General features: G+C 53.0%; 17 protein-coding genes. 4 read left to right on the top strand and 13 right to left on the bottom strand.

What is annotated here, in order from left to right:
• Positions 1-19: 19 nt before the first annotated feature.
• Both G434_RS10005 and xanP read right to left on the bottom strand, forming a co-directional pair.
• Complete coding sequence (locus G434_RS10005) at positions 20-1,729, bottom strand: AsmA family protein (protein ID WP_001306620.1); 1,710 nt, start codon at positions 1,727-1,729, stop codon at positions 20-22.
• Positions 1,730-1,849: 120 nt separating this feature from the next.
• Positions 1,850-3,241 carry a xanthine/proton symporter XanP gene (gene xanP, locus G434_RS10010; protein WP_001295238.1) on the bottom strand — a complete coding sequence of 464 codons (1,392 nt, stop codon included), beginning with the start codon at positions 3,239-3,241 and terminating at the stop codon, positions 1,850-1,852.
• A gap of 278 nt (positions 3,242-3,519) precedes the next feature.
• Between xanP and gltS the strand changes: the two genes are divergently transcribed.
• Entirely contained in the window at positions 3,520-4,725 is a 1,206-nt protein-coding gene (gene gltS / locus G434_RS10015; protein ID WP_000468836.1) for a sodium/glutamate symporter, read from the top strand.
• A 33-nt stretch (positions 4,726-4,758) separates the two neighbouring features.
• Here the strand turns inward: gltS and recG are convergent, their stop codons facing one another.
• From recG to gmk, 5 genes are read right to left on the bottom strand one after another with little or no spacing between them, the layout of a single operon-like run.
• The gene (gene recG / locus G434_RS10020; RefSeq protein WP_000678399.1) at positions 4,759-6,840 is read right to left on the bottom strand and encodes an ATP-dependent DNA helicase RecG; all 2,082 of its coding nucleotides are present in this window, start codon (positions 6,838-6,840) and stop codon (positions 4,759-4,761) included.
• A 5-nt stretch (positions 6,841-6,845) separates the two neighbouring features.
• Positions 6,846-7,535 (bottom strand): tRNA (guanosine(18)-2'-O)-methyltransferase TrmH, encoded by a 690-nt coding sequence (gene trmH / locus G434_RS10025; protein WP_001070187.1) that lies wholly within the window; start codon positions 7,533-7,535, stop codon positions 6,846-6,848.
• Between the two features lie 6 nt (positions 7,536-7,541).
• Positions 7,542-9,650 carry a bifunctional GTP diphosphokinase/guanosine-3',5'-bis pyrophosphate 3'-pyrophosphohydrolase gene (spoT, locus tag G434_RS10030; RefSeq protein WP_000280488.1) on the bottom strand — a complete coding sequence of 703 codons (2,109 nt, stop codon included), beginning with the start codon at positions 9,648-9,650 and terminating at the stop codon, positions 7,542-7,544.
• Between the two features lie 18 nt (positions 9,651-9,668).
• Positions 9,669-9,944 carry a DNA-directed RNA polymerase subunit omega gene (gene rpoZ, locus G434_RS10035; protein ID WP_000135058.1) on the bottom strand — a complete coding sequence of 92 codons (276 nt, stop codon included), beginning with the start codon at positions 9,942-9,944 and terminating at the stop codon, positions 9,669-9,671.
• Between the two features lie 54 nt (positions 9,945-9,998).
• Complete coding sequence (gene gmk, locus G434_RS10040; protein WP_001295237.1) at positions 9,999-10,622, bottom strand: guanylate kinase; 624 nt, start codon at positions 10,620-10,622, stop codon at positions 9,999-10,001.
• Between the two features lie 257 nt (positions 10,623-10,879).
• On the opposite strand from gmk, the gene ligB reads away from it, so the two are divergent.
• A complete protein-coding gene (ligB, locus tag G434_RS10045) occupies positions 10,880-12,562 on the top strand; it encodes an NAD-dependent DNA ligase LigB (protein ID WP_001309848.1) in 1,683 nt (560 codons plus the stop codon).
• Here the strand turns inward: ligB and G434_RS10050 are convergent.
• The 3 genes from G434_RS10050 to G434_RS10060 all read right to left on the bottom strand — a co-directional run bounded on the left by G434_RS10050 (position 12,559) and on the right by G434_RS10060 (position 15,376).
• A complete protein-coding gene (locus G434_RS10050) occupies positions 12,559-13,176 on the bottom strand; it encodes a trimeric intracellular cation channel family protein (RefSeq protein WP_000924289.1) in 618 nt (205 codons plus the stop codon). The genes ligB and G434_RS10050 overlap by 4 nt on opposite strands.
• A 290-nt stretch (positions 13,177-13,466) precedes the next feature.
• Positions 13,467-14,291, bottom strand: coding sequence for a DNA damage-inducible protein D (dinD, locus tag G434_RS10055; RefSeq protein WP_001377125.1), 825 nt, complete (start codon positions 14,289-14,291; stop codon positions 13,467-13,469).
• A gap of 221 nt (positions 14,292-14,512) precedes the next feature.
• Positions 14,513-15,376: a YicC/YloC family endoribonuclease gene (locus G434_RS10060; protein WP_000621344.1), complete on the bottom strand. Its 864-nt coding sequence runs from the start codon at positions 15,374-15,376 to the stop codon at positions 14,513-14,515.
• A 126-nt stretch (positions 15,377-15,502) separates the two neighbouring features.
• Between G434_RS10060 and rph the strand changes: the two genes are divergently transcribed.
• Positions 15,503-16,219, top strand: coding sequence for a ribonuclease PH (rph, locus tag G434_RS10065; RefSeq protein WP_001247093.1), 717 nt, complete (start codon positions 15,503-15,505; stop codon positions 16,217-16,219).
• A 65-nt stretch (positions 16,220-16,284) separates the two neighbouring features.
• A complete protein-coding gene (pyrE, locus tag G434_RS10070) occupies positions 16,285-16,926 on the top strand; it encodes an orotate phosphoribosyltransferase (RefSeq protein WP_000806177.1) in 642 nt (213 codons plus the stop codon).
• 36 nt (positions 16,927-16,962) lie between these two features.
• On the opposite strand, the gene slmA is transcribed toward pyrE, so the two are convergent.
• The 3 genes from slmA to coaBC all read right to left on the bottom strand — a co-directional run bounded on the left by slmA (position 16,963) and on the right by coaBC (position 19,322).
• Complete coding sequence (gene slmA / locus G434_RS10075) at positions 16,963-17,559, bottom strand: nucleoid occlusion factor SlmA (protein WP_000818601.1); 597 nt, start codon at positions 17,557-17,559, stop codon at positions 16,963-16,965.
• Between the two features lie 106 nt (positions 17,560-17,665).
• The gene (gene dut, locus G434_RS10080) at positions 17,666-18,124 is read right to left on the bottom strand and encodes a dUTP diphosphatase (protein ID WP_000976070.1); all 459 of its coding nucleotides are present in this window, start codon (positions 18,122-18,124) and stop codon (positions 17,666-17,668) included.
• Positions 18,102-19,322 carry a bifunctional phosphopantothenoylcysteine decarboxylase/phosphopantothenate--cysteine ligase CoaBC gene (gene coaBC, locus G434_RS10085; protein WP_000050153.1) on the bottom strand — a complete coding sequence of 407 codons (1,221 nt, stop codon included), beginning with the start codon at positions 19,320-19,322 and terminating at the stop codon, positions 18,102-18,104. Before coaBC ends, dut begins: the two co-directional genes overlap by 23 nt.
• Positions 19,323-19,460 lie beyond the last annotated feature (138 nt).

Genomic DNA, 19,460 nt, shown 5'->3' with positions numbered 1-19,460 from the left:
TACCCGGCGAGATTGATTTTTACTGCACCGGCTCCGTCGACGTAACTTCACCACTGGAAACGACGCCCGCATTCATGGTTTGAGTCACTTGCTGCTTTGCGGCGTTCACGGCATGGAGTTGCCCGCTAACCGTAGGTTTCAGCGGGATATTGGCCTGAATATCGCCGCTGGCGGTAAGCTGAATATTGCCGTCGCCAGTCAACGGTAATTCAGGCCATCCCCACTGTTGCAAAATATTCACCGGCACACCGCGTCCATTCAGGCTGATATGGGTCTGACGTTGTGGCGTTTGTGAAACACTGGCGGTGGCTTCCAGAATGCCTTTTTCAGTAAATGCACTCAGTTCGCTGATATTCACCGTGCTGCTGTTGGCGGTCAGCGCCAGCGATGGGCGACGAACATCAACACGATTGAATGTCGCGGCGGCGGCATTCAGATTCGCCGAACCACTCCAGACGCCCCATTTATGATCGGTAACCAGCGTCAGGTTGGCACCGTAACCATCGAGCGCGGTGAGCTGCCACGGGAAGTCAGGGTCGATATCAATGATCAGATTGCGGCTGGCGCTAAATCTCTTCAGTTGCAGGCTGTTTAACCAACCCGGTGTCGTTTCCATCCACAACTGTTGCCAGTTTTTTGGCAAGGTATATTCCAGTCCGGCAATTGCCGCATCATCAAGGATCAACGTTTTCCCGTTGCGCAGCCAGTTTCCGGACGTTCTGACCATGCCCCCTTCCCAGCGGCTGGTGAACTGGCGCAGCGCTACGCCCTGCGGGGAAAATTCCGCGTTTATAATCGGGTCAAATAAATGCAGCGAACCATAAATGAACTCGCTAGCGTTCATCGACAGTTTGCCTTCCTGTGTCTGCCAGTCATCTTTACTGAAGGTCATGTTGCGCAAGCTGAGATCGAGGTCGGTCACCGCCCAGTCCGGACCTTGCAGGCGAGCGTCGATGACTTCCAGGCGACCAATCTGCAACGACGGGACAGAGAGTAATGGCGCAAAGAAGTCGGTTAGCGATTTTTCGCTTTGTAGACGGATATCCGCCATGCGCAGATTTTCCACTTGCCAGCTGCCGTCGGCGTTACGCTGCGCGTTTCCGGTTAATGTCCCGCGGGCGATGTCGGCACCCAGGTTAGTCAGCGTAACGCGATCGTTATCAATACTGCCTTCAATCAGTACATTGGTGGCAGGAACATCATTGAGCGAAAGCGATCCGGCACTAAACTGAATCTGCGCCTTCGTACCCAGCACTTTACCGGCTTCTGGTGACCACGGAACCACGCCGCCATTTACCCGCTGCGCGCTCAGTTTCCATTCGCTATTCGGGCTATTAAACGCCATATCACGCAGTTGCAGACGATCGGCTTTGAACGGTAGCGGCGCGGTCTGGTCGGTGAGATTCAGCGTCCCGTTTTCCAGCAGGATGGTATCGACATGGCGTGATTCGGTCAGTTGGCGACTGCTTAGCGCAATGTCGACACTTTTGGCCACCAGGGTCGCGGGCTGACCATCACGACCAAACGTGACGTTCTCCAGCACGATATGAGATGGCGCGGAAAAACGGTGATCCATCGCCCCGAAGGCCAGATGATAGTCACTATTTTCGGAAACCCATGCGCTGATATGTTCTGCTCCCCAGCGGGTTTGCAGAAGAAAATAGAGGCCAGCGATCACCACTAACAGAGCGATGAGAATGTAGAGAAGCAGCTTCCCAATAAATTTCATGGTCTTCCATCCCGTGAAATGCACATAAGGGAGTTATGCACGATTTACGCGCAATCCTCAAGGCGGGAATGGTGAAAGAGGTGAGACTGCGGCGGTAATTATCTTACCGCCGCCAGTGAATTACTGTTTTTCTGGTGGGAAAATCAGATTCAGCACGATGGCAGTAATACCGCCCGCGGCGATCCCGGAGGAGAGCAGGTTTTTCAGCCATTCAGGGGCAAACTGCAAAATCAGCGGCTGCTGAGACACGCCCAGACCGACCGCCAGCGACAGCGCGATAATCAGAATCGCCCGACGGTTCAGCGGCTCACGAGACACAATGCGCACACCGGAGGCGGCGATGGTGCCAAACATTACAAGCGTTGCGCCGCCCAGAACCGGTTCTGGAATATGTTGTACAAAACCGCTCACCGCCGGGAAGAGACCCAGCACGATCAACATCAGCGCGACGACAAAACCGACATAGCGGCTGGCAACACCGGTCAACTGGATCACACCGTTGTTCTGCCCGAAGCAGGAGTTCGGGAAGGTGTTAAATACCGCCGAAACAAACGAGTTCAGGCCGTTTGCCAGCACGCCGCCTTTCAGGCGTTTCATGTACAGCGGACCGGACACTGGCTGTTCGGAAACGTCAGAGGTCGCCGTGATATCGCCAATGGTTTCCAGCGAAGTGATCATAAAGACCAGCATCAGCGGCAGCAGCAGACTCCATTCAATGCCAAGGCCGTAATAGAGCGGCGTTGGTACCATAATCAGTTCTTGCGTCATCGGTTCGTTGCTTTCTGGCAACATGCCCATAAACCACGCCAGCGCATATCCGGCCGCCATCGCAATCACCAGTGAGGCCACGCGCAAATATGGGTTACGTTGACGGTTAAGCAGGATAATTAAGGCTAAGACCACGCCTGCCAGCAACAGATTTTTCGGTGCGCCGAAGGTGTTATCGCTCATGGCTGCGTAACCGCCGCCAATGGATGTTAGCCCCACCTGAATTAGCGACAGGCCGATAATCATCACCACAACGCCAGAAACCAGCGGCGTAATAATGCGGCGCGCCAGATGCAGAACACGGGAGATCACCATCTCGGTGCAACTTGCCAGCATCAACGTGCCGAACAAAGCCGCCATCATGGTAGGAACATCAGCACCACCGGTTTTCAGCGCGGTACCGCCCATAATCAGCGGGGCAACAAAGTTGAAGCTGGTGCCCTGAATAGACAACAGCCCGGAGCCAACCGGACCCCAGGCCTTAATTTGAATAATCGATGCCACACCGGAGGCAAACAGCGACATACTAATAATGTGTTGCGTGTCTTGTGCCGGTAAACCCAGCGCCTGGCAGATTAATAGCGCTGGCGTGATCACCGCAACGAACATCGCCAGCAGATGCTGACAGGCGGCAAACAGAGTTTGAGGAAGCGGCGGACGATCTTCAAGACGGTAAATCAGTTCGCTGTTTTGAGTCTGCGCAACCGGTTGCGCATTTTCTGACTCGAGGGTGGAAACAGACATCGAAAACAATCCCGTGGTAGCAAAGCGGGCATTTTAGCTGACCGAAAGATAAAAGCAAACGTTTGCCACATCCTCATCTAAATATTTAAATGAGATAAATGCACTTTTTTATATAACTTTTGGTATTTTTCTGCTTAAAATCCATGCCATTTGTTCATTAACAGCTGAGAATTTGACCCAGGAAAGCATAACTCGATACCCGTCATAGTTCATAAGTTGCCACTGCGCGATGAAGTATGACGAGTATGAAAGAGTGATGCGGATACAAAGGAGTAACTATGTTTCATCTCGATACTTTAGCAACGCTTGTTGCCGCAACGCTGACGTTGCTGCTCGGGCGTAAGTTGGTCCATTCCGTCTCCTTTTTGAAGAAATACACCATACCGGAACCAGTTGCGGGTGGTTTGTTGGTGGCGCTGGCGCTACTGGTACTGAAAAAAAGCATGGGCTGGGAAGTCAACTTTGATATGTCCCTGCGCGATCCGTTAATGCTGGCATTCTTCGCCACCATTGGCCTGAACGCCAACATTGCCAGTTTGCGTGCCGGTGGGCGTGTGGTTGGCATCTTCTTGATTGTGGTTGTTGGTCTGTTGGTGATGCAAAATGCCATTGGCATTGGTATGGCTAGCCTGTTAGGGCTTGATCCGCTGATGGGGCTGCTGGCCGGTTCTATTACGCTTTCCGGCGGTCACGGTACGGGAGCAGCATGGAGTAAATTGTTCATTGAACGTTATGGCTTCACCAATGCGACGGAAGTGGCGATGGCCTGTGCGACGTTTGGTCTGGTGCTGGGCGGCTTGATTGGCGGTCCGGTAGCGCGCTATCTGGTGAAACACTCCACCACGCCGAACGGTATTCCGGATGACCAGGAAGTCCCGACGGCGTTCGAAAAGCCGGATGTGGGCCGCATGATCACCTCGCTGGTGCTGATTGAAACTATCGCGCTGATTGCTATCTGCCTGACGGTGGGGAAAATTGTTGCGCAACTTTTGGCTGGCACTGCTTTTGAACTGCCGACCTTCGTCTGTGTACTGTTTGTTGGCGTGATTCTGAGCAACGGTCTGTCAATGATGGGCTTTTACCGCGTCTTTGAGCGTGCGGTATCCGTGCTTGGTAACGTAAGCCTGTCGTTGTTCCTGGCGATGGCGCTGATGGGGCTGAAACTATGGGAGCTGGCTTCGCTGGCGCTGCCGATGCTGGCGATTCTGGTGGTACAGACCATCTTCATGGCGTTGTATGCCATCTTCGTTACCTGGCGCATGATGGGCAAAAACTACGATGCGGCAGTGCTGGCTGCGGGTCATTGTGGTTTTGGCCTCGGTGCAACGCCAACGGCAATCGCCAACATGCAGGCGATCACTGAACGTTTTGGCCCGTCGCACATGGCGTTCCTGGTAGTGCCGATGGTCGGTGCGTTCTTTATTGATATCGTTAACGCGCTGGTGATTAAGCTGTATTTAATGTTGCCGATTTTTGCCGGTTAACCGATGAAGCGGCGGTCTTCTCACCGCCGCCTTTTACGCATTCGAGTAACGTTCCGTCTCCGGCATCCAGCGTTCTATCAGGGCTTTTGCCTGTTGTGGGTAACGTTCGTGAATATGTCGCGCCAGGCGCTGAACTTCCGGGATCATCGCCTGATCGCGCAGTAAATCCGCCACTTTAAACTCAGCATTACCCGTCTGACGCGTACCTAACAGTTCACCCGGTCCGCGAATCTCTAAGTCTTTCTGTGCAATCACAAAACCGTCGTTGCTGTCGCGCAGTACCTGCAGGCGAATTTGCGCCGTTTTAGAGAGCGGTGTTTTGTAGAGCAACACGCAGTGAGAAGCCACCGCACCACGACCTACACGCCCGCGAAGCTGGTGCAACTGCGCCAGACCCAGACGCTCCGGGTTTTCGATAATCATCAGGCTGGCGTTAGGCACATCAACGCCGACTTCAATAACGGTAGTGGCAACCAGCAGGTGTAACTCGCCTTGTTTAAATGATGCCATGACGGCCTGCTTCTCGGCTGGTTTCATCCGTCCGTGTACCAGACCAACATTCAACTCTGGTAGCGCCAGTTTCAACTCTTCCCAGGTAGCTTCCGCCGCCTGCGCTTCCAGTAACTCTGACTCTTCAATGAGTGTGCACACCCAGTACGCCTGACGCCCTTCAGTCATACAGGCGTGGCGCACGCGGTCGATAATGTCGTTACGACGCGTATCCGGGATTGCCACTGTCGTCACTGGCGTGCGGCCTGGCGGCAGCTCATCTATCACCGAGGTATCGAGATCGGCATACGCGGTCATCGCCAGCGTGCGGGGGATCGGCGTCGCGGTCATGATCAACTGATGCGGATGGAAGCCCTGCTGCTGGCCTTTCTCCCATAACGCCAGACGCTGATGCACGCCAAAACGATGCTGTTCGTCGATAATCACCAGCGCCAGGCCGTTAAACTGCACCTGTTCCTGGAAGATGGCGTGTGTTCCGACAATCATCTGCACCTGACCGCTGGCGATGGCTTCCTGCTGTGCCAGCCGTGCTTTACCTTTCTGTTTACCGGCGAGCCAGCCCACTTCGATACCGAGCGGTGCAAACCAGTTGCGGAAGTTATTGGCGTGCTGTTCGGCGAGTAATTCGGTTGGTGCCATCAATGCCACCTGTTTGCCGTGGGCAATCGCACGCAGCGCGGCGAGGGCAGCGACCAGCGTTTTACCGGAACCTACATCGCCCTGTACCAGGCGCATCATCGGCGCATCCAGCGCCATATCGCGCTCGATCTCCGCCACCACGCGTGCCTGTGCGCCCGTTGGCTTGAACGGTAAGGCTGCGAGGAGTTTATTTTTCAGCGCGTCATTGGCGCTAAGCGGCTGGGCATGGAAACGTTGTGCACCAGCGCGTAACGCCAACATGCTGAGGTTGTGCGCAAGCAGTTCTTCCAGAATCAGACGGCGTTGTGCTGGATGCTGCCCGGTTTCGAGATCGCTAAGCTGTAGCGTCGGCGGCGGGCGGTGCAAAGTGCGCAACGCTTCCGGTAGCGTCATCATTCCTTGTGACAGTTCCGGCGGCAGGAGTTCTTCAATGGCGCAGGTGTCGAGCAGATCCAGCGCCTGATCGGTTAATTTACGCAGCGTGGCCTGCTTTACGCCTTCCGTAGTTGGGTAAACCGGCGTGAGCGTTTCCTGTAATTCTGGCGTGCTGAGATCGCCCTGCACGCGGTATTCCGGGTGGATCATCTCCGCACCATATTTACCGCGCTTTGCTTCGCCATAAGCCAGTACACGGCGGCCCGTCGCCAGGCTATTTTTCATTGCCGCGTTGAAGTTGAAAAAGCGCATGGTGAGAATGCCGGAACCGTCGCTGATCTGGCAGGTCATCATCCGCCGACCGCCGAAGGAGATATTGCAATTCAGTACTTCGCCTTCTACCGTGGCATAAACGCCCGGTAGTAGTTCTCCGATGGGGTAGAGATGGGTGCGATCTTCGTAGCGCAGGGGAAGGTGTAAGAGTAGATCCTGCACGGTATGCAGGTTGATTTTCGCCAGCTTGTTACTAAGCGCTGCACCAACGCCCGTTAGGGAACTGAGCGGGACAGCATCTAACAGGCGACCTTTCATGGTACTTACCCTGCAGCTTGCATAGTGGCCCACCAGTCGGCATCGGCTTCAATTTCGCCCTGCTGATTGACGTGGGGGTAAGGCAGGCCTTTGCGTTTTGCGACTTTCGCCAGCACCGGATAGCCGCCTTCAAACAGCAGGCGTTGTTGCTCTGCTTCCGGCAACATGCTGTTTTCACGCAGGTACATGCCCGCATTTTGCCGCTGGCGCTGGGCTTCGTAAAGAATGAGGGCTGAGGCAACGGAAACATTCAGCGATTGCACCATGCCAATCATCGGAATGATGATGTCCCGATCCGCCAGGGCCAACGCTTCCTGCGTGATGCCTGTTTTCTCCTGTCCCATCAAAATACAGGTCGGGCGAGTGTAATCAATTTCGCGGAAATCGACAGCGTTATCAGAAAGATGGGTTGCCAGAATCTGCATGCCCTGGCCTTTCAGATGAGCGACGGCATCGCCAATGGTGCGGTGCGTTTTCACCTGTACCCAGCTGTTACTACCCGCAGCTGCCGAAGCCATGGTGCGCATCCGACTGCCAGGCCAGACAGCATGAACTTCATGTACGCCAACGGCATCTGCAGTACGAATAATCGCAGAAACGTTATGAGGTTTGTGGACCTGCTCCATGCAGACGGTCAGATCAGGCTGCCGCCTGGCGAGCATTTCGCAGATGCGTGCATAACGTGTTGGGTTCATAAAACATTAATTTCGGTTTCGGGTGACTTTAATCACGTCTGGCATCACGCGGATTTTGCGCATGATATTCGCCAGATGCACACGGTCACGGGCGGTCAGACGAATAAAGGCGCTGTAGACGCGACCATCTTTCTCTTCCGTATTCAAACTTTGAATATTCGAGGTGGTGGTGTTAATTGCCGCTGTCAGGTTTGCCAGCGCGCCCTGATGATTGAACATCTCCACCTTGATTTCGGTGATGAACTCCTGCGCCGTCTCTTTATCCCATTCCACAGCCATAAACTTCTCTGGCTCTTTCTGGTAGCCACGGATGTTACGGCAGGATTCATGGTGGATCACCAGACCTTTACCGGGGCTGACGTGGGCGATAATCGGGTCGCCAGGAATAGGGCGGCAGCATTTCGCAAAGGTGATCAGCACGCCATCGGCACCTTTAATGGGCAGATGTCCGTGACTTTGGGTTGCCGGTGGAATGGAGGCGTCCCCATGTTGCAGATTTTTCGCGACCACCACGCTCATTGCGTTACCAAGGCCGATTTCAGCCAGCAGATCGTCAAGCGTAGCCAGCTTCATGCGATCCAGCTCGCGCTGAATATTTTCCTGCGGGATTTCATTGAGCTTACGGCTACCCCCCAACGCATGGTTGAGCAGACGACGGCCCAGACTAACAGAATCATCACGCTTGAGGTTTTTCAGCAACTGACGAATTTTTGCGCGCGCTTTCGAGCTGACGACAAAGTTCAGCCACGCGGCATTCGGGCGAGCGCCCGGTGCGGTAATGATTTCAACGGTTTGACCGCTGGTAAGCGGCTGCGACAGCGGGTAAGGCTGACGGTCGACACGCGCGCCCACGCAGGCATGACCGATATCGGTATGCACCGCATAAGCGAAGTCGACGGGCGTTGCACCGGCAGGCAGCTCTACAATGCGCCCTTCCGGTGTGAAAACGTAAATCTCATCCGGGAAGAGATCGGATTTAACGCTCTCGATAAATTCAAACGAGCTACCGGCACTCTGTTGCAGCTCCAGCAGGCTTTGCATCCAGCGCTGGGCGCGGATTTGTGCGGTGGTGCTGGTTTCGCCGTGCTCTTTATAAGCCCAGTGCGCGGCAACACCCATCTCTGCCATCTGATCCATATCTTCGGTACGGATCTGGACCTCAACCGGCACGCCGTGCGGGCCAATCATCGAGGTGTGCAAAGACTGATAGCCGTTCGCTTTTGGAATGGCGATGTAGTCTTTCACGCGACCCGGACGCGGCTTGTACAGGCTATGCATTTGCCCGAGCACGCGATAACAGGTGTCGGAATCATTGACGATCACGCGGAAAGCGTAGATGTCCATGATTGAGTGAAAACGCTGCTCTTTGAGCACCATTTTGCAGTAGATCGAATAAAGATGCTTTTCGCGACCACTGACGCGGCACGGTATTCCCGCTTCCTGCAAACGCCCTTCGATTTCAGAAAGAATCTTCTGGATCATCTCTTTACGGTTGCCGCGCGCGGCTTTCACCACTTCTTTGATTACGCGATAACGGTTGGGATACAGCGCCTCAAAACCCAGCTCTTCGAGTTCGGTTTTAATGTGGTGGATACCTAAACGGTGCGCCAGCGGGCTGTAAATTTCGAGTGTTTCACGGGCGATGCGGCGACGTTTGTCCGGGCGAAGTGAGCCCAGCGTGCGCATGTTGTGGGTACGGTCGGCAAGTTTGATGAGAATGACGCGGATATCCTGCACCATCGCCATAATCATCTTGCGAAAGTTTTCGGCCTGCGCCTCTTTCTTATCGCGGAACTTGAGCTTATCAAGTTTCGACACCCCCTCTACCAGCTCGGCGACGCTTTTACCAAAAAGCTGTTCCATGTCCTGGTAGGTGGCGGGTGTGTCTTCAATCACGTCATGCAGCAGCGCCGCCATCAGCGTTTCATAGTCGAGTTTCATCTCGGCCAGAATGCAGGCAACCGCCACCGGGTGCGTGATATAGGGTTCACCGCTTGAACGTGTTTGCCCCTCGTGAGCATCACGTGCAACGAGATACGCCTGCCGCAGACGCTTGATTTGGTCTTCCGGCAGGTAGGTTTGAATCAGTTGATTCAGGCTTTCAAACAGATACAAGGGCGACCCGCTTTGTGATTAACGACGACCTTCAGCAATAGCGGTAACGGCTTGTAATTCAGCGGCTTCCTGCTCTTGCTGTTCCTGGCGTTCGCGAACGTCGAGGATCTGGTTGTTGATCAGACCTTCTTCGATTTCGCGCAGCGCGATTACAGTGGTTTTATCGTTTTCTTCCGGTACCAGCGGATCCTTTCCGCCTACCTGCATCTGACGAGCGCGACGCGCGGCGACCAGTACCAGGTCAAAACGGTTACCAATTTTCTCTACAGCGTCCTGAACAGTTACGCGTGCCATACTTAAAAAGCTCCACAGGTGAAGAAATGACTGGGCATGATACTGAAATCAGGTTCAGTCTGCCAACAATTTGCTGATTAAAGCGTCATGACGCTGCTTTTGGCGGCTCATGCGCAGACGTTCGGCGCGAATAATGGTCTTCAAATCGGTCAACGCAGTATCGAAGTCATCATTCACAATCAGGTAATCATATTCGGCGTAATGGCTCATTTCTGCAACAGCTTGCGCCATACGCTTTGCAATGACCTCTTCGCTGTCCTGACCGCGACCGCGTAGACGGCGGTCCAGTTCAATTTTGGACGGCGGTAAAATAAAGATACTCCGCGCGTGCGGCATCTTCTGGCGAATTTGCTGCGCGCCCTGCCAGTCGATATCGAGAAAAACATCGACACCGGTCGCCAGGACTTGCTCAATGGCCTCACGCGAAGTGCCATAGTAATTACCAAAAACTTCTGCGTGTTCGAGGAACGCATCTCTGCTAATCATTTCTTTAAATTCATCATGATTAACAAAGAAATAATGTTCACCGTGGACTTCACCAGGACGCGGTTGGCGTGTGGTGTGTGAAACAGAAACCTGGGTGTCATACAACGGTTGGGTTTTTAATAAAGCCTGAATCAGGCTGGATTTACCCGCGCCACTGGGGGCAGAAACAATATAAAGCGTGCCTTGAGCCATGAGTATCTTTCGTATGTGATTAGCGAAATAAAGCCTACATACGAGCTTATTATACACGGCGCGGCCATGTGACGTAGCCCTTGCTCACACTTTTTGCGCAAAGTTGTTGCGTTTTGCGTAGCTGCTTCCGCATTTGCCTGTCATTCACTGCAATAAAGACGATTCTCAGGAAGCGTCCTCGCAGACTCCGTTTTTGCCACTCGGCTTTGCTTTCATCACGTTGTATATCTGCCTGACAATCTACAGCGGAGGTGATGATGAAAGTATGGATGGCGATATTAATAAGTATCTTGTGCTGGCAATCATCGGCGTGGGCGGTCTGTCCGGCCTGGTCGCCAGCCAGAGCACAGGAAGAAATTTCCCGCCTGCAACAGCAAATAAAACAGTGGGACGATGACTACTGGAAGGAAGGGAAAAGTGAGGTTGAAGACGGTGTTTACGATCAGTTAAGCGCCCGTCTTACGCAGTGGCAACGCTGTTTTGGGAACGAGACCCCCGATGTGATGATGCCGCCTTTAAACGGTGCGGTTATACATCCGGTAGCCCATACGGGTGTACGCAAAATGGCGGATAAAATCGCATTAAGTCTGTGGATGCGCGAACGTAGCGATCTTTGGGTGCAGCCAAAAGTTGATGGCGTTGCGGTAACCCTGGTTTATCGGGACGGGAAACTGAACAAAGCAATCAGTCGCGGCAATGGCCTGAAAGGCGAGGACTGGACGCAGAAAGTTCGCTTAATTTCCGCTGTGCCGCAAACCGTTAGCGGGCCTTTAGCCAACAGTACGCTTCAGGGGGAAATATTTCTCAAACGCGAGGGGCATATCCAACAACAAATGGGGGGAATAAATGCCCGCGCAAAAGTTGCTGGTCTGATGATGCGCCAGGACGATAGCGACACGCTGAATTCTCTAGGCGTTTTTGTCTGGGCATGGCCGGATGGACCGCAGTTAATGACCGATCGTTTAAAAGAGCTGGCTACCGCTGGTTTTACTCTAACGCAGACGTATACCCGTGCGGTGAAAAATGCTGATGAAGTTGCGCGCGTACGCAATGCGTGGTGGAAAGCGAAATTACCCTTCGTCACCGATGGCGTGGTTGTGCGAGCGGCGAAAGAACCCGAATCCCGCCATTGGCTACCAGGCCAGGCAGAATGGTTGGTGGCCTGGAAATATCAACCTGTAGCTCAGGTTGCCGAAGTGAAGACGATTCAGTTTGCGGTGGGTAAGAGCGGTAAAATATCGGTGGTTGCGTCACTCGCACCTGTCATGCTTGATGATAAAAAAGTCCAGCGGGTGAATATTGGTTCCGTCAGGCGCTGGCAGGAGTGGGATATTGCGCCTGGTGATCAGATCCTCGTCAGCCTTGCCGGTCAGGGTATTCCTCGCATTGATGATGTGGTGTGGCGCGGTGCAGAACGTACAAAACCGACACCGCCAGAAAACCGCTTTAACTCGTTGACCTGCTACTTTGCTTCTGATGTTTGTCAGGAACAGTTCATTTCACGCTTAGTCTGGCTGGGGTCAAAACAGGTTCTTGGGCTGGATGGCATTGGTGAGGCCGGCTGGCGCGCGCTGCATCAGACTCATCGCTTTGAGCATATCTTTTCCTGGCTTTTATTAACGCCAGAGCAATTACAGAACACGCCGGGGATCGCGAAAAGTAAAAGTGCGCAGCTATGGCATCAGTTTAATCTGGCTCGTAAGCAGCCTTTTACTCGCTGGGTGATGGCAATGGGAATACCGCTAACCCGGGCGGCGCTTAATGCCAGTGATGAACGGTCCTGGTCGCAACTTTTATTGAGCACGGAGCAGTTCTGGCAGCAGCTGCCGGGGACTGGATCGGGGCGCGCCAGACAGGTTATTGAATGGAAGGAAAATGCGCAAATCAAGAAGCTGGGCAGTTGGCTGGCTGCCCAGCAGATCACAGGTTTTGAACCTTAGTGACCTTCGTGGCTGTAGTAAAAGACCGGTAATCCCAGCTTAAGGCGTAGCGCCAGTAAGCGGGCAAAAAAGCCGAATACCAGGGTGGAGATAATTACCACATCATGGTTAGAAACATAGTGTTGCAGCGCGATGTACAGCACGGCGGAGGCAAATGAGACACCGGCATACAACTCTTTCTGGAATACCAGTGGGATGCGTTTACAGAACATATCGCGCAAAACGCCGCCAAATACGCCGGTCGTCACAGCTGCGACAACGGCAATGATCGGGCCGTGTCCCATATCCAGCGCAACCTGTGCGCCAATGATAGAAAAGACCACCAGTCCGAGCGCATCGAGCACCAGAAACACTTTGCGCAGGTAAGGCATTACAGGAGCAACGATAGTGGTGAGTACTGCGGCGGTAGCGACAATAATCACATATTCCGGGTGTTTGACCCAGCCGAGCGGATAGTGGCCCAGCAGAATATCGCGCACTGACCCTCCGCCAATTGCCGTGGCGGTCGCAATAATAATTACGCCAAATGTATCCATGCGCCGTCGTCCGGCCGCCAGCGCCCCCGTCATGGCTTCGGCAGTAATGCCAACCAAATACAAAATGTGTAACAGCATGGTTATCTCCCTAAAAATCTGTCTGGCAGGGTAGCGATTTGTACGCATTGTCACGATTGAGATTTTTTAAGGTGAGAGGAAATTGATAATTTTTAGTTATGTGAAATCGTTGTTTTCTGTAGCGTAGATGCATTCTTCTGACTTCTTGTCTGAGAAAATACATAAGAAAAAGTAGGTTAAAACTGAGGGGTGGAAAAGAAAGGTGCAATGTTAGCCATTGTGTTCACCGCACCTGGACTTTGGCTTACGCATCGGGTATCTCAATCAACAAAAAGAGTTTTTAGTTTCTGCTATTTCTTCTCTGTAATTTTTACACTGTTTTCCAACTGCTTGATGCTGACCTGCGAGGTCGGCAACTCCTCAGGCATGGTTCCGCCAAGTTCCTGAATGGTTTGCCTCACCTTGCTACCCACGTCAAAGTGTGTGGTGTTAGCTTGCTGTTTTGAATTCACGCCATCCCGCTTGAGTTTTTCTTCTGTTTGGGTAGCTCGAAAGAGATTAGCCGCCAGTTCTGTTGAACCCATATGATCCAGGATCTTCTGACTCTTTTTCAGCCCCTTCCGCTGATGGATAGCTTTCTGATCTAATCCACCATACAGTCCCCGGTAACCATGATTCTGAAATATGGCGAAATCGATAGCTGTCGCTACCCCAGCTTGCTGCGCTGCCTCAACTAATTGTTTGTTATGTTCTTTCAACTCATTTCTCAGAAAAAGACGCTTTTCGTCTTCACGAAGTTGCCTGAAAGCTTCATCGTCAGCCAGCTCCTGCCGTCGGGTCTGGATAGCAAAATAAGTTTGCCCTGCCGCAATAACCGGTTTCGCAGGGTCGCCGTTTTGTACTACCAGGTAACAGGCATAGCGGGAGAGTACGATGTCTTTTAATGCTCTTTTGGCATTTGAGCCAATTTTGACCATATCGAGGATCTCCTCGAAATGGTCATCAATTGTGTGACCACTATTCAGACAAGCTTCTTTGGCGCGCGTTAATACAGGTATAAAGTGACGATACTCTGAATAACCCAGTAGTTTTCCAAGTTGTCTTGCTGACCATTGTTCTGCTCCGTTTGCATTAATCAGCTTTATCTCTTCAAAAGGTTGATGATGTTCGTTCATTGCCCACTCCATGTGATATCGATTGCAAGGAAAGTAAGTCTACAACTGTGTTTATATACAGTTGTAAGTATCTCACGTTCTCACTGCGCTGGGCAAAAAAACATCGCAAAATCTGGAGCAGGCACGCAAAACAGAATTGAATGTTGCGGGGAGGAAAAATGCCGCTCTGTTTGAGTGGGCGGCATTTGTGAAGGCTGAAAAGGAAGAATTGGCGTTACGAGTTATTCAATGTTCTGGATCTGCTCGCGCATCTGCTCAATCAACACTTTCAGCTCGATGGCAGAATTCGTCACTTCGGCATTGATAGATTTCGACGCAAGAGTGTTCGACTCGCGGTTGAACTCCTGCATCATAAAGTCCAGACGACGACCAACCGCTTCTTTTTTCTTCAGAATGTTGTAGGTCTCTTTGACATGCGCTTCGAGGCGATCCAGTTCTTCGGCAACGTCAATTCGTTGTGCCAGCAGAACCAACTCCTGCTCCAGACGGTTGTTTTCCAGTTGCACCTGAGCATCTTCCAGCTTCGCGACCAGACGCTCACGCTGCCATTGCAGGATTTCCGGCATATGGGCGCGGACTTTGACCACTTCGGCGGTGACGCCTTCCAGACGCTGCTCGATCAATGCTTTCAGCGCCTGACCTTCGGTTTCGCGTGCGACGATAAAGTCGTCCAGCGTACCATCCAGCGCCGCGAGAATTTCAGCGGTAATCGCGTCGAGATCCTGCTCCTGGGCTGCCATTACCCCCGGCCAGCGGAGAATATCAACCGGGTTGATTTCCCCTTCGTCACTCTGCATTTTTACCCAGTTCGCGGCAGTTACCAGCTGTTTAGCCAGTTTTTCGTTGAGGATCAGCTCACCTTGTGCGCTAACATCTGGTTCATAGCGCAGGGTACATTCCACTTTACCGCGCGTCAGGCGAGAACGAATACGCTCGCGAACGACAGGTTCAAGGCTACGGAACTGCTCCGGCAGACGAAAGTAAGTTTCCAGATAACGCTGGTTTACCGAGCGCATTTCCCAGGTTGCGCTCCCCCATTCACCCTTGATTTCACGCCGGGCGTAGGCGGTCATACTGCGGATCATAGACGTTCCTGTTTATAAAAGGAGAGGTGGAAGGATTATAGCCATCGATGCCTTGTCAGGATAGGAATAACCGCCGGAAGTCCGTATAATGCGCAGCCACATTTGTTTCAAGCCGGAGATTTCAATATGCGTCCAGCAGGCCGTAGCAATAATCAGGTGCGTCCCGTTACCCTGACTCGTAACTATACAAAACATGCAGAAGGCTCGGTGCTGGTCGAATTTGGCGATACCAAAGTATTGTGTACCGCCTCTATTGAAGAAGGCGTGCCGCGCTTCCTGAAAGGTCAGGGCCAGGGCTGGATCACCGCAGAGTACGGCATGCTGCCACGTTCTACCCACACCCGTAACGCGCGTGAAGCGGCGAAAGGTAAGCAGGGTGGACGCACCATGGAAATCCAGCGTCTGATCGCCCGTGCTCTTCGCGCGGCAGTAGATTTGAAAGCGCTGGGTGAGTTCACTATTACGCTGGACTGCGACGTGCTTCAGGCTGATGGTGGCACGCGTACCGCGTCGATTACGGGTGCCTGCGTGGCGCTGGCAGATGCGCTACAGAAGCTGGTGGAAAACGGCAAGCTGAAAACCAACCCGATGAAAGGGATGGTAGCCGCGGTTTCTGTCGGGATTGTGAACGGCGAAGCGGTTTGCGATCTGGAATACGTTGAAGACTCAGCCGCAGAGACCGACATGAACGTAGTGATGACCGAAGACGGGCGTATCATTGAAGTGCAGGGAACGGCAGAAGGCGAGCCGTTCACCCATGAAGAGCTACTCACCTTGTTGGCGCTGGCCCGAGGGGGAATCGAATCCATTGTAGCGACGCAGAAGGCGGCGCTGGCAAACTGATTTTTAAGGCGACTGATGAGTCGCCTTTTTTTTGTCTGTAGAAAAGTAAGATGAGGAGCGAAGGCATGAAACCATATCAGCGCCAGTTTATTGAATTTGCGCTTAGCAAGCAGGTGTTAAAGTTTGGCGAGTTTACGCTGAAGTCCGGGCGCAAAAGCCCCTATTTCTTCAACGCCGGGCTGTTTAATACCGGGCGCGATCTGGCACTGTTAGGCCGTTTTTACGCTGAAGCGTTGGTGGATTCCGGCATTGAGTTCGATCTGCTGTTTGGCCCTGCTTACAAAGGGATCCCGATTGCGACCACTACCGCCGTGGCGCTGGCGGAGCATCATGACCTTGACCTGCCGTACTGCTTTAACCGCAAAGAGGCAAAAGACCACGGTGAAGGCGGCAATCTGGTTGGTAGCGCGTTACAAGGACGCGTAATGCTGGTAGATGATGTGATCACCGCCGGAACGGCGATCCGCGAGTCGATGGAAATTATTCAGGCCAATGGCGCGACGCTTGCTGGCGTATTGATTTCGCTCGATCGTCAGGAACGGGGGCGCGGCGAGATTTCGGCAATTCAGGAAGTTGAGCGTGATTACAACTGCAAAGTGATCTCTATCATCACCTTGAAAGACCTGATTGCTTACCTGGAAGAGAAGCCGGAAATGGCGGAACATCTGGCGGCGGTTAAGGCCTATCGCGAAGAGTTCGGCGTTTAAAGAAACTCGCCGGATGAAAAGTCATCCGGCGTCATATTACTGCAACTGTGCGGCAATTAGCGGCCAGCGGGCGTCAAAATCATCCGTCGGGCGGTATTTAAACTCGCTGCGGACAAAGCGTGACAGCATACCTTCACAGAAGGCCAGGATCTGGCTTGCCAGCAGGGTTTCATCGGTGGTGTAACCTTCACCCTCACGCATTCTCTTTTCGCGCAATACCTGACGCAACTGCGCTTCAATACGCTCGAACAGCTGGTTGATGCGCCCTTGCAGGCGATCCTGTTCAAACATTAGTGCATGACCAGTGAGGATGCGGGTCAGGCCAGGATTACGCTCACCAAAACCGAGAAGCAGCAACACAATCAGACGCAGGCGCGCTGTGGTGTCCTTCTCATCTTTCAGAATCAGATTGATGCGAGTAATCAGGCTATCTTCGATAAACTCAATCAGGCTATCGAACATGCGGGTCTTACTGGGGAAGTGGCGATACAGTGCCGCTTCGGAAACGCCGACAGAGGCGGCCAGTTTTGCCGTCGTGATACGTTGGCTTCCATCGCTGGATTCCAGCATCAGCGCCAGAGACTGAAGTATTTCCTCGCGACGGTTCCTTTTCGCAGTTTGTTTTTCTGCCATGTTACAAAATACCCCTGAAAATAAGCACTTGCCAGGCGGCACCCACGCTATGACCGCAAACGAAATGTTTGCGGCTATGTTATGACGTTATTCGGATGCGTATGTGTTACTGACGACCAGAGTGACCAAAGCCGCCTTCACCGCGGTCGGTGGCGTCGAAATCTTCCACCAGATTAAATTCAGCCTGTACTACCGGAACAAAAATCATCTGGGCGATGCGTTCGCCAGGTTGAATGGTGAAGCTGTCCTGACCACGGTTCCACACGGAAATCATCAACTGGCCCTGATAGTCAGAATCGATCAATCCTACCAGGTTACCAAGCACGATACCGTGCTTATGTCCCAATCCGGAGCGCGGCAGCATCATTGCCGCCAGTGAAGGATCGGCAATATGAATCGCCAGCCCGGTCGGAACCAGCGTAGTGTCACCCGGAGCCAGTTCTACGGCGTCGTCGAGACAGGCACGCAGGTCAAGTCCGGCAGAGCCAGAGGTGGCATAAGTCGGGAGCGGAAATTCCTTCCCAACGCGCGGGTCCAGAATCTTAACGTCGATTTTTTTCATCATAACGGGTCACGATCTCGTCGAGTAATAATTGGCCAAGGAGCTCTTTGCGCTCAAGCGGTAAGACTTTATCTCCGTCCTGCCAGAAAAGGTGTAATGCGTTGTTGTCGCTGTTAAATCCTTGAGTTGGCTGGGAAACATCGTTCGCGCAGATCAGATCAAGGTTTTTACGGATACGTTTTTGCCGGGCGTATTCTTCCACATTATTTGTTTCGGCGGCAAATCCAACGACGTAGGGTCGATGGTCTTTTAGTGCGGCAACGCCTGCGACGATATCGGGGTTTTTAACCATTTTTATTGTTAATTCATCACCCTGCGTGGCCTGCTTTTTGATTTTCTCTGGGGCCACGGTAGCTGCGCGATAATCCGCCACGGCGGCGCAACCGATAAAAATATTTTGCTGCTGTACAGAAGCATTCACGGCCGCTTCCATTTCCAGCGCAGTCATCACATCAACACGTTTAACAAACGGTGGCGTCGGTAGTGAAACCGGACCTGATACCAGCGTGACGTTCGCGCCACGACGGGCAGCGGCGGCGGCGATAGCAAAACCCATCTTGCCTGAGCTGTGATTAGAGATATAACGCACCGGATCGAGCGGTTCACGCGTCGGGCCGGCGGTAATCATAATGTTCAGATGTTTCAGGTCGTTGACGGGCGAAAAATACGCTACCGCCATATCAACAATGGTTAACGGATCGAGCATTCGCCCAGGGCCGATATCACCACAAGCCTGACTGCCACTGTCTGGCCCCCAGATGAGCAAACCACGGGAAGCAAGCACCTCTAAATTATGCTGCGTGGCAGCGGCACGGTACATCTGCTGGTTCATGGCGGGGAGCACGGCTACAGGCGCAGGTGTGGCCAGACAAATCGTCGATACCAGATCATTCGCCATTCCGGCAGCAACACGGGCAATCAAATCTGCCGTGGCAGGGGCGAGAATCACTAAATCAGCCCATTTACCCAGCTCAATATGGCCCATAGCGGCTTCGGCTGCCGGGTCCAGCAGACTGTCGGAAACGGGATAACCAGAAACCGCCTGCAAGCTAAGTGGGGTGATAAAGGCTTTTGCCGCTTCGGTCATGGCTACGCGGACGTCGGCCCCGCGATCGCGCAAACGACGCACCAGTTCAGGGGTTTTATAGGCAGCAATACCGCCGCTGACGCCGAGAACGATTTTTTTACCGGCCAGGCTCATGATGATTTTTCCTGTTGGGTGACACCAGAAGTTGGCGATTTTATCACAATACTTTTGTTGTCGTGCCTTCACCTGAGAATCACTTTGCGAGGCGCTTTCCAGGATTGAAAACTGGCCGTCGATTTAACGGAACGGCTA

Origin of the sequence: Escherichia sp. KTE172 (assembly GCF_000408845.1) — a bacterium.
Classification (GTDB): Bacteria; Pseudomonadota; Gammaproteobacteria; order Enterobacterales; family Enterobacteriaceae; genus Escherichia; species Escherichia coli.
This window is presented reverse-complemented; position numbering and strand designations above follow the sequence as displayed.

Coding starts and splice junctions, on each gene's coding strand:
- G434_RS10005 (WP_001306620.1), bottom strand. CDS start 1,729: ATGAAATTTATTGGGAAGCTGCTTCTCTACATTCTCATCGCTCTGTTA.
- xanP (WP_001295238.1), bottom strand. CDS start 3,241: ATGTCTGTTTCCACCCTCGAGTCAGAAAATGCGCAACCGGTTGCGCAG.
- gltS (WP_000468836.1), top strand. CDS start 3,520: ATGTTTCATCTCGATACTTTAGCAACGCTTGTTGCCGCAACGCTGACG.
- recG (WP_000678399.1), bottom strand. CDS start 6,840: ATGAAAGGTCGCCTGTTAGATGCTGTCCCGCTCAGTTCCCTAACGGGC.
- trmH (WP_001070187.1), bottom strand. CDS start 7,535: ATGAACCCAACACGTTATGCACGCATCTGCGAAATGCTCGCCAGGCGG.
- rpoZ (WP_000135058.1), bottom strand. CDS start 9,944: ATGGCACGCGTAACTGTTCAGGACGCTGTAGAGAAAATTGGTAACCGT.
- gmk (WP_001295237.1), bottom strand. CDS start 10,622: ATGGCTCAAGGCACGCTTTATATTGTTTCTGCCCCCAGTGGCGCGGGT.
- ligB (WP_001309848.1), top strand. CDS start 10,880: ATGAAAGTATGGATGGCGATATTAATAAGTATCTTGTGCTGGCAATCA.
- G434_RS10050 (WP_000924289.1), bottom strand. CDS start 13,176: ATGCTGTTACACATTTTGTATTTGGTTGGCATTACTGCCGAAGCCATG.
- dinD (WP_001377125.1), bottom strand. CDS start 14,291: ATGAACGAACATCATCAACCTTTTGAAGAGATAAAGCTGATTAATGCA.
- G434_RS10060 (WP_000621344.1), bottom strand. CDS start 15,376: ATGATCCGCAGTATGACCGCCTACGCCCGGCGTGAAATCAAGGGTGAA.
- rph (WP_001247093.1), top strand. CDS start 15,503: ATGCGTCCAGCAGGCCGTAGCAATAATCAGGTGCGTCCCGTTACCCTG.
- pyrE (WP_000806177.1), top strand. CDS start 16,285: ATGAAACCATATCAGCGCCAGTTTATTGAATTTGCGCTTAGCAAGCAG.
- slmA (WP_000818601.1), bottom strand. CDS start 17,559: ATGGCAGAAAAACAAACTGCGAAAAGGAACCGTCGCGAGGAAATACTT.
- dut (WP_000976070.1), bottom strand. CDS start 18,124: ATGATGAAAAAAATCGACGTTAAGATTCTGGACCCGCGCGTTGGGAAG.
- coaBC (WP_000050153.1), bottom strand. CDS start 19,322: ATGAGCCTGGCCGGTAAAAAAATCGTTCTCGGCGTCAGCGGCGGTATT.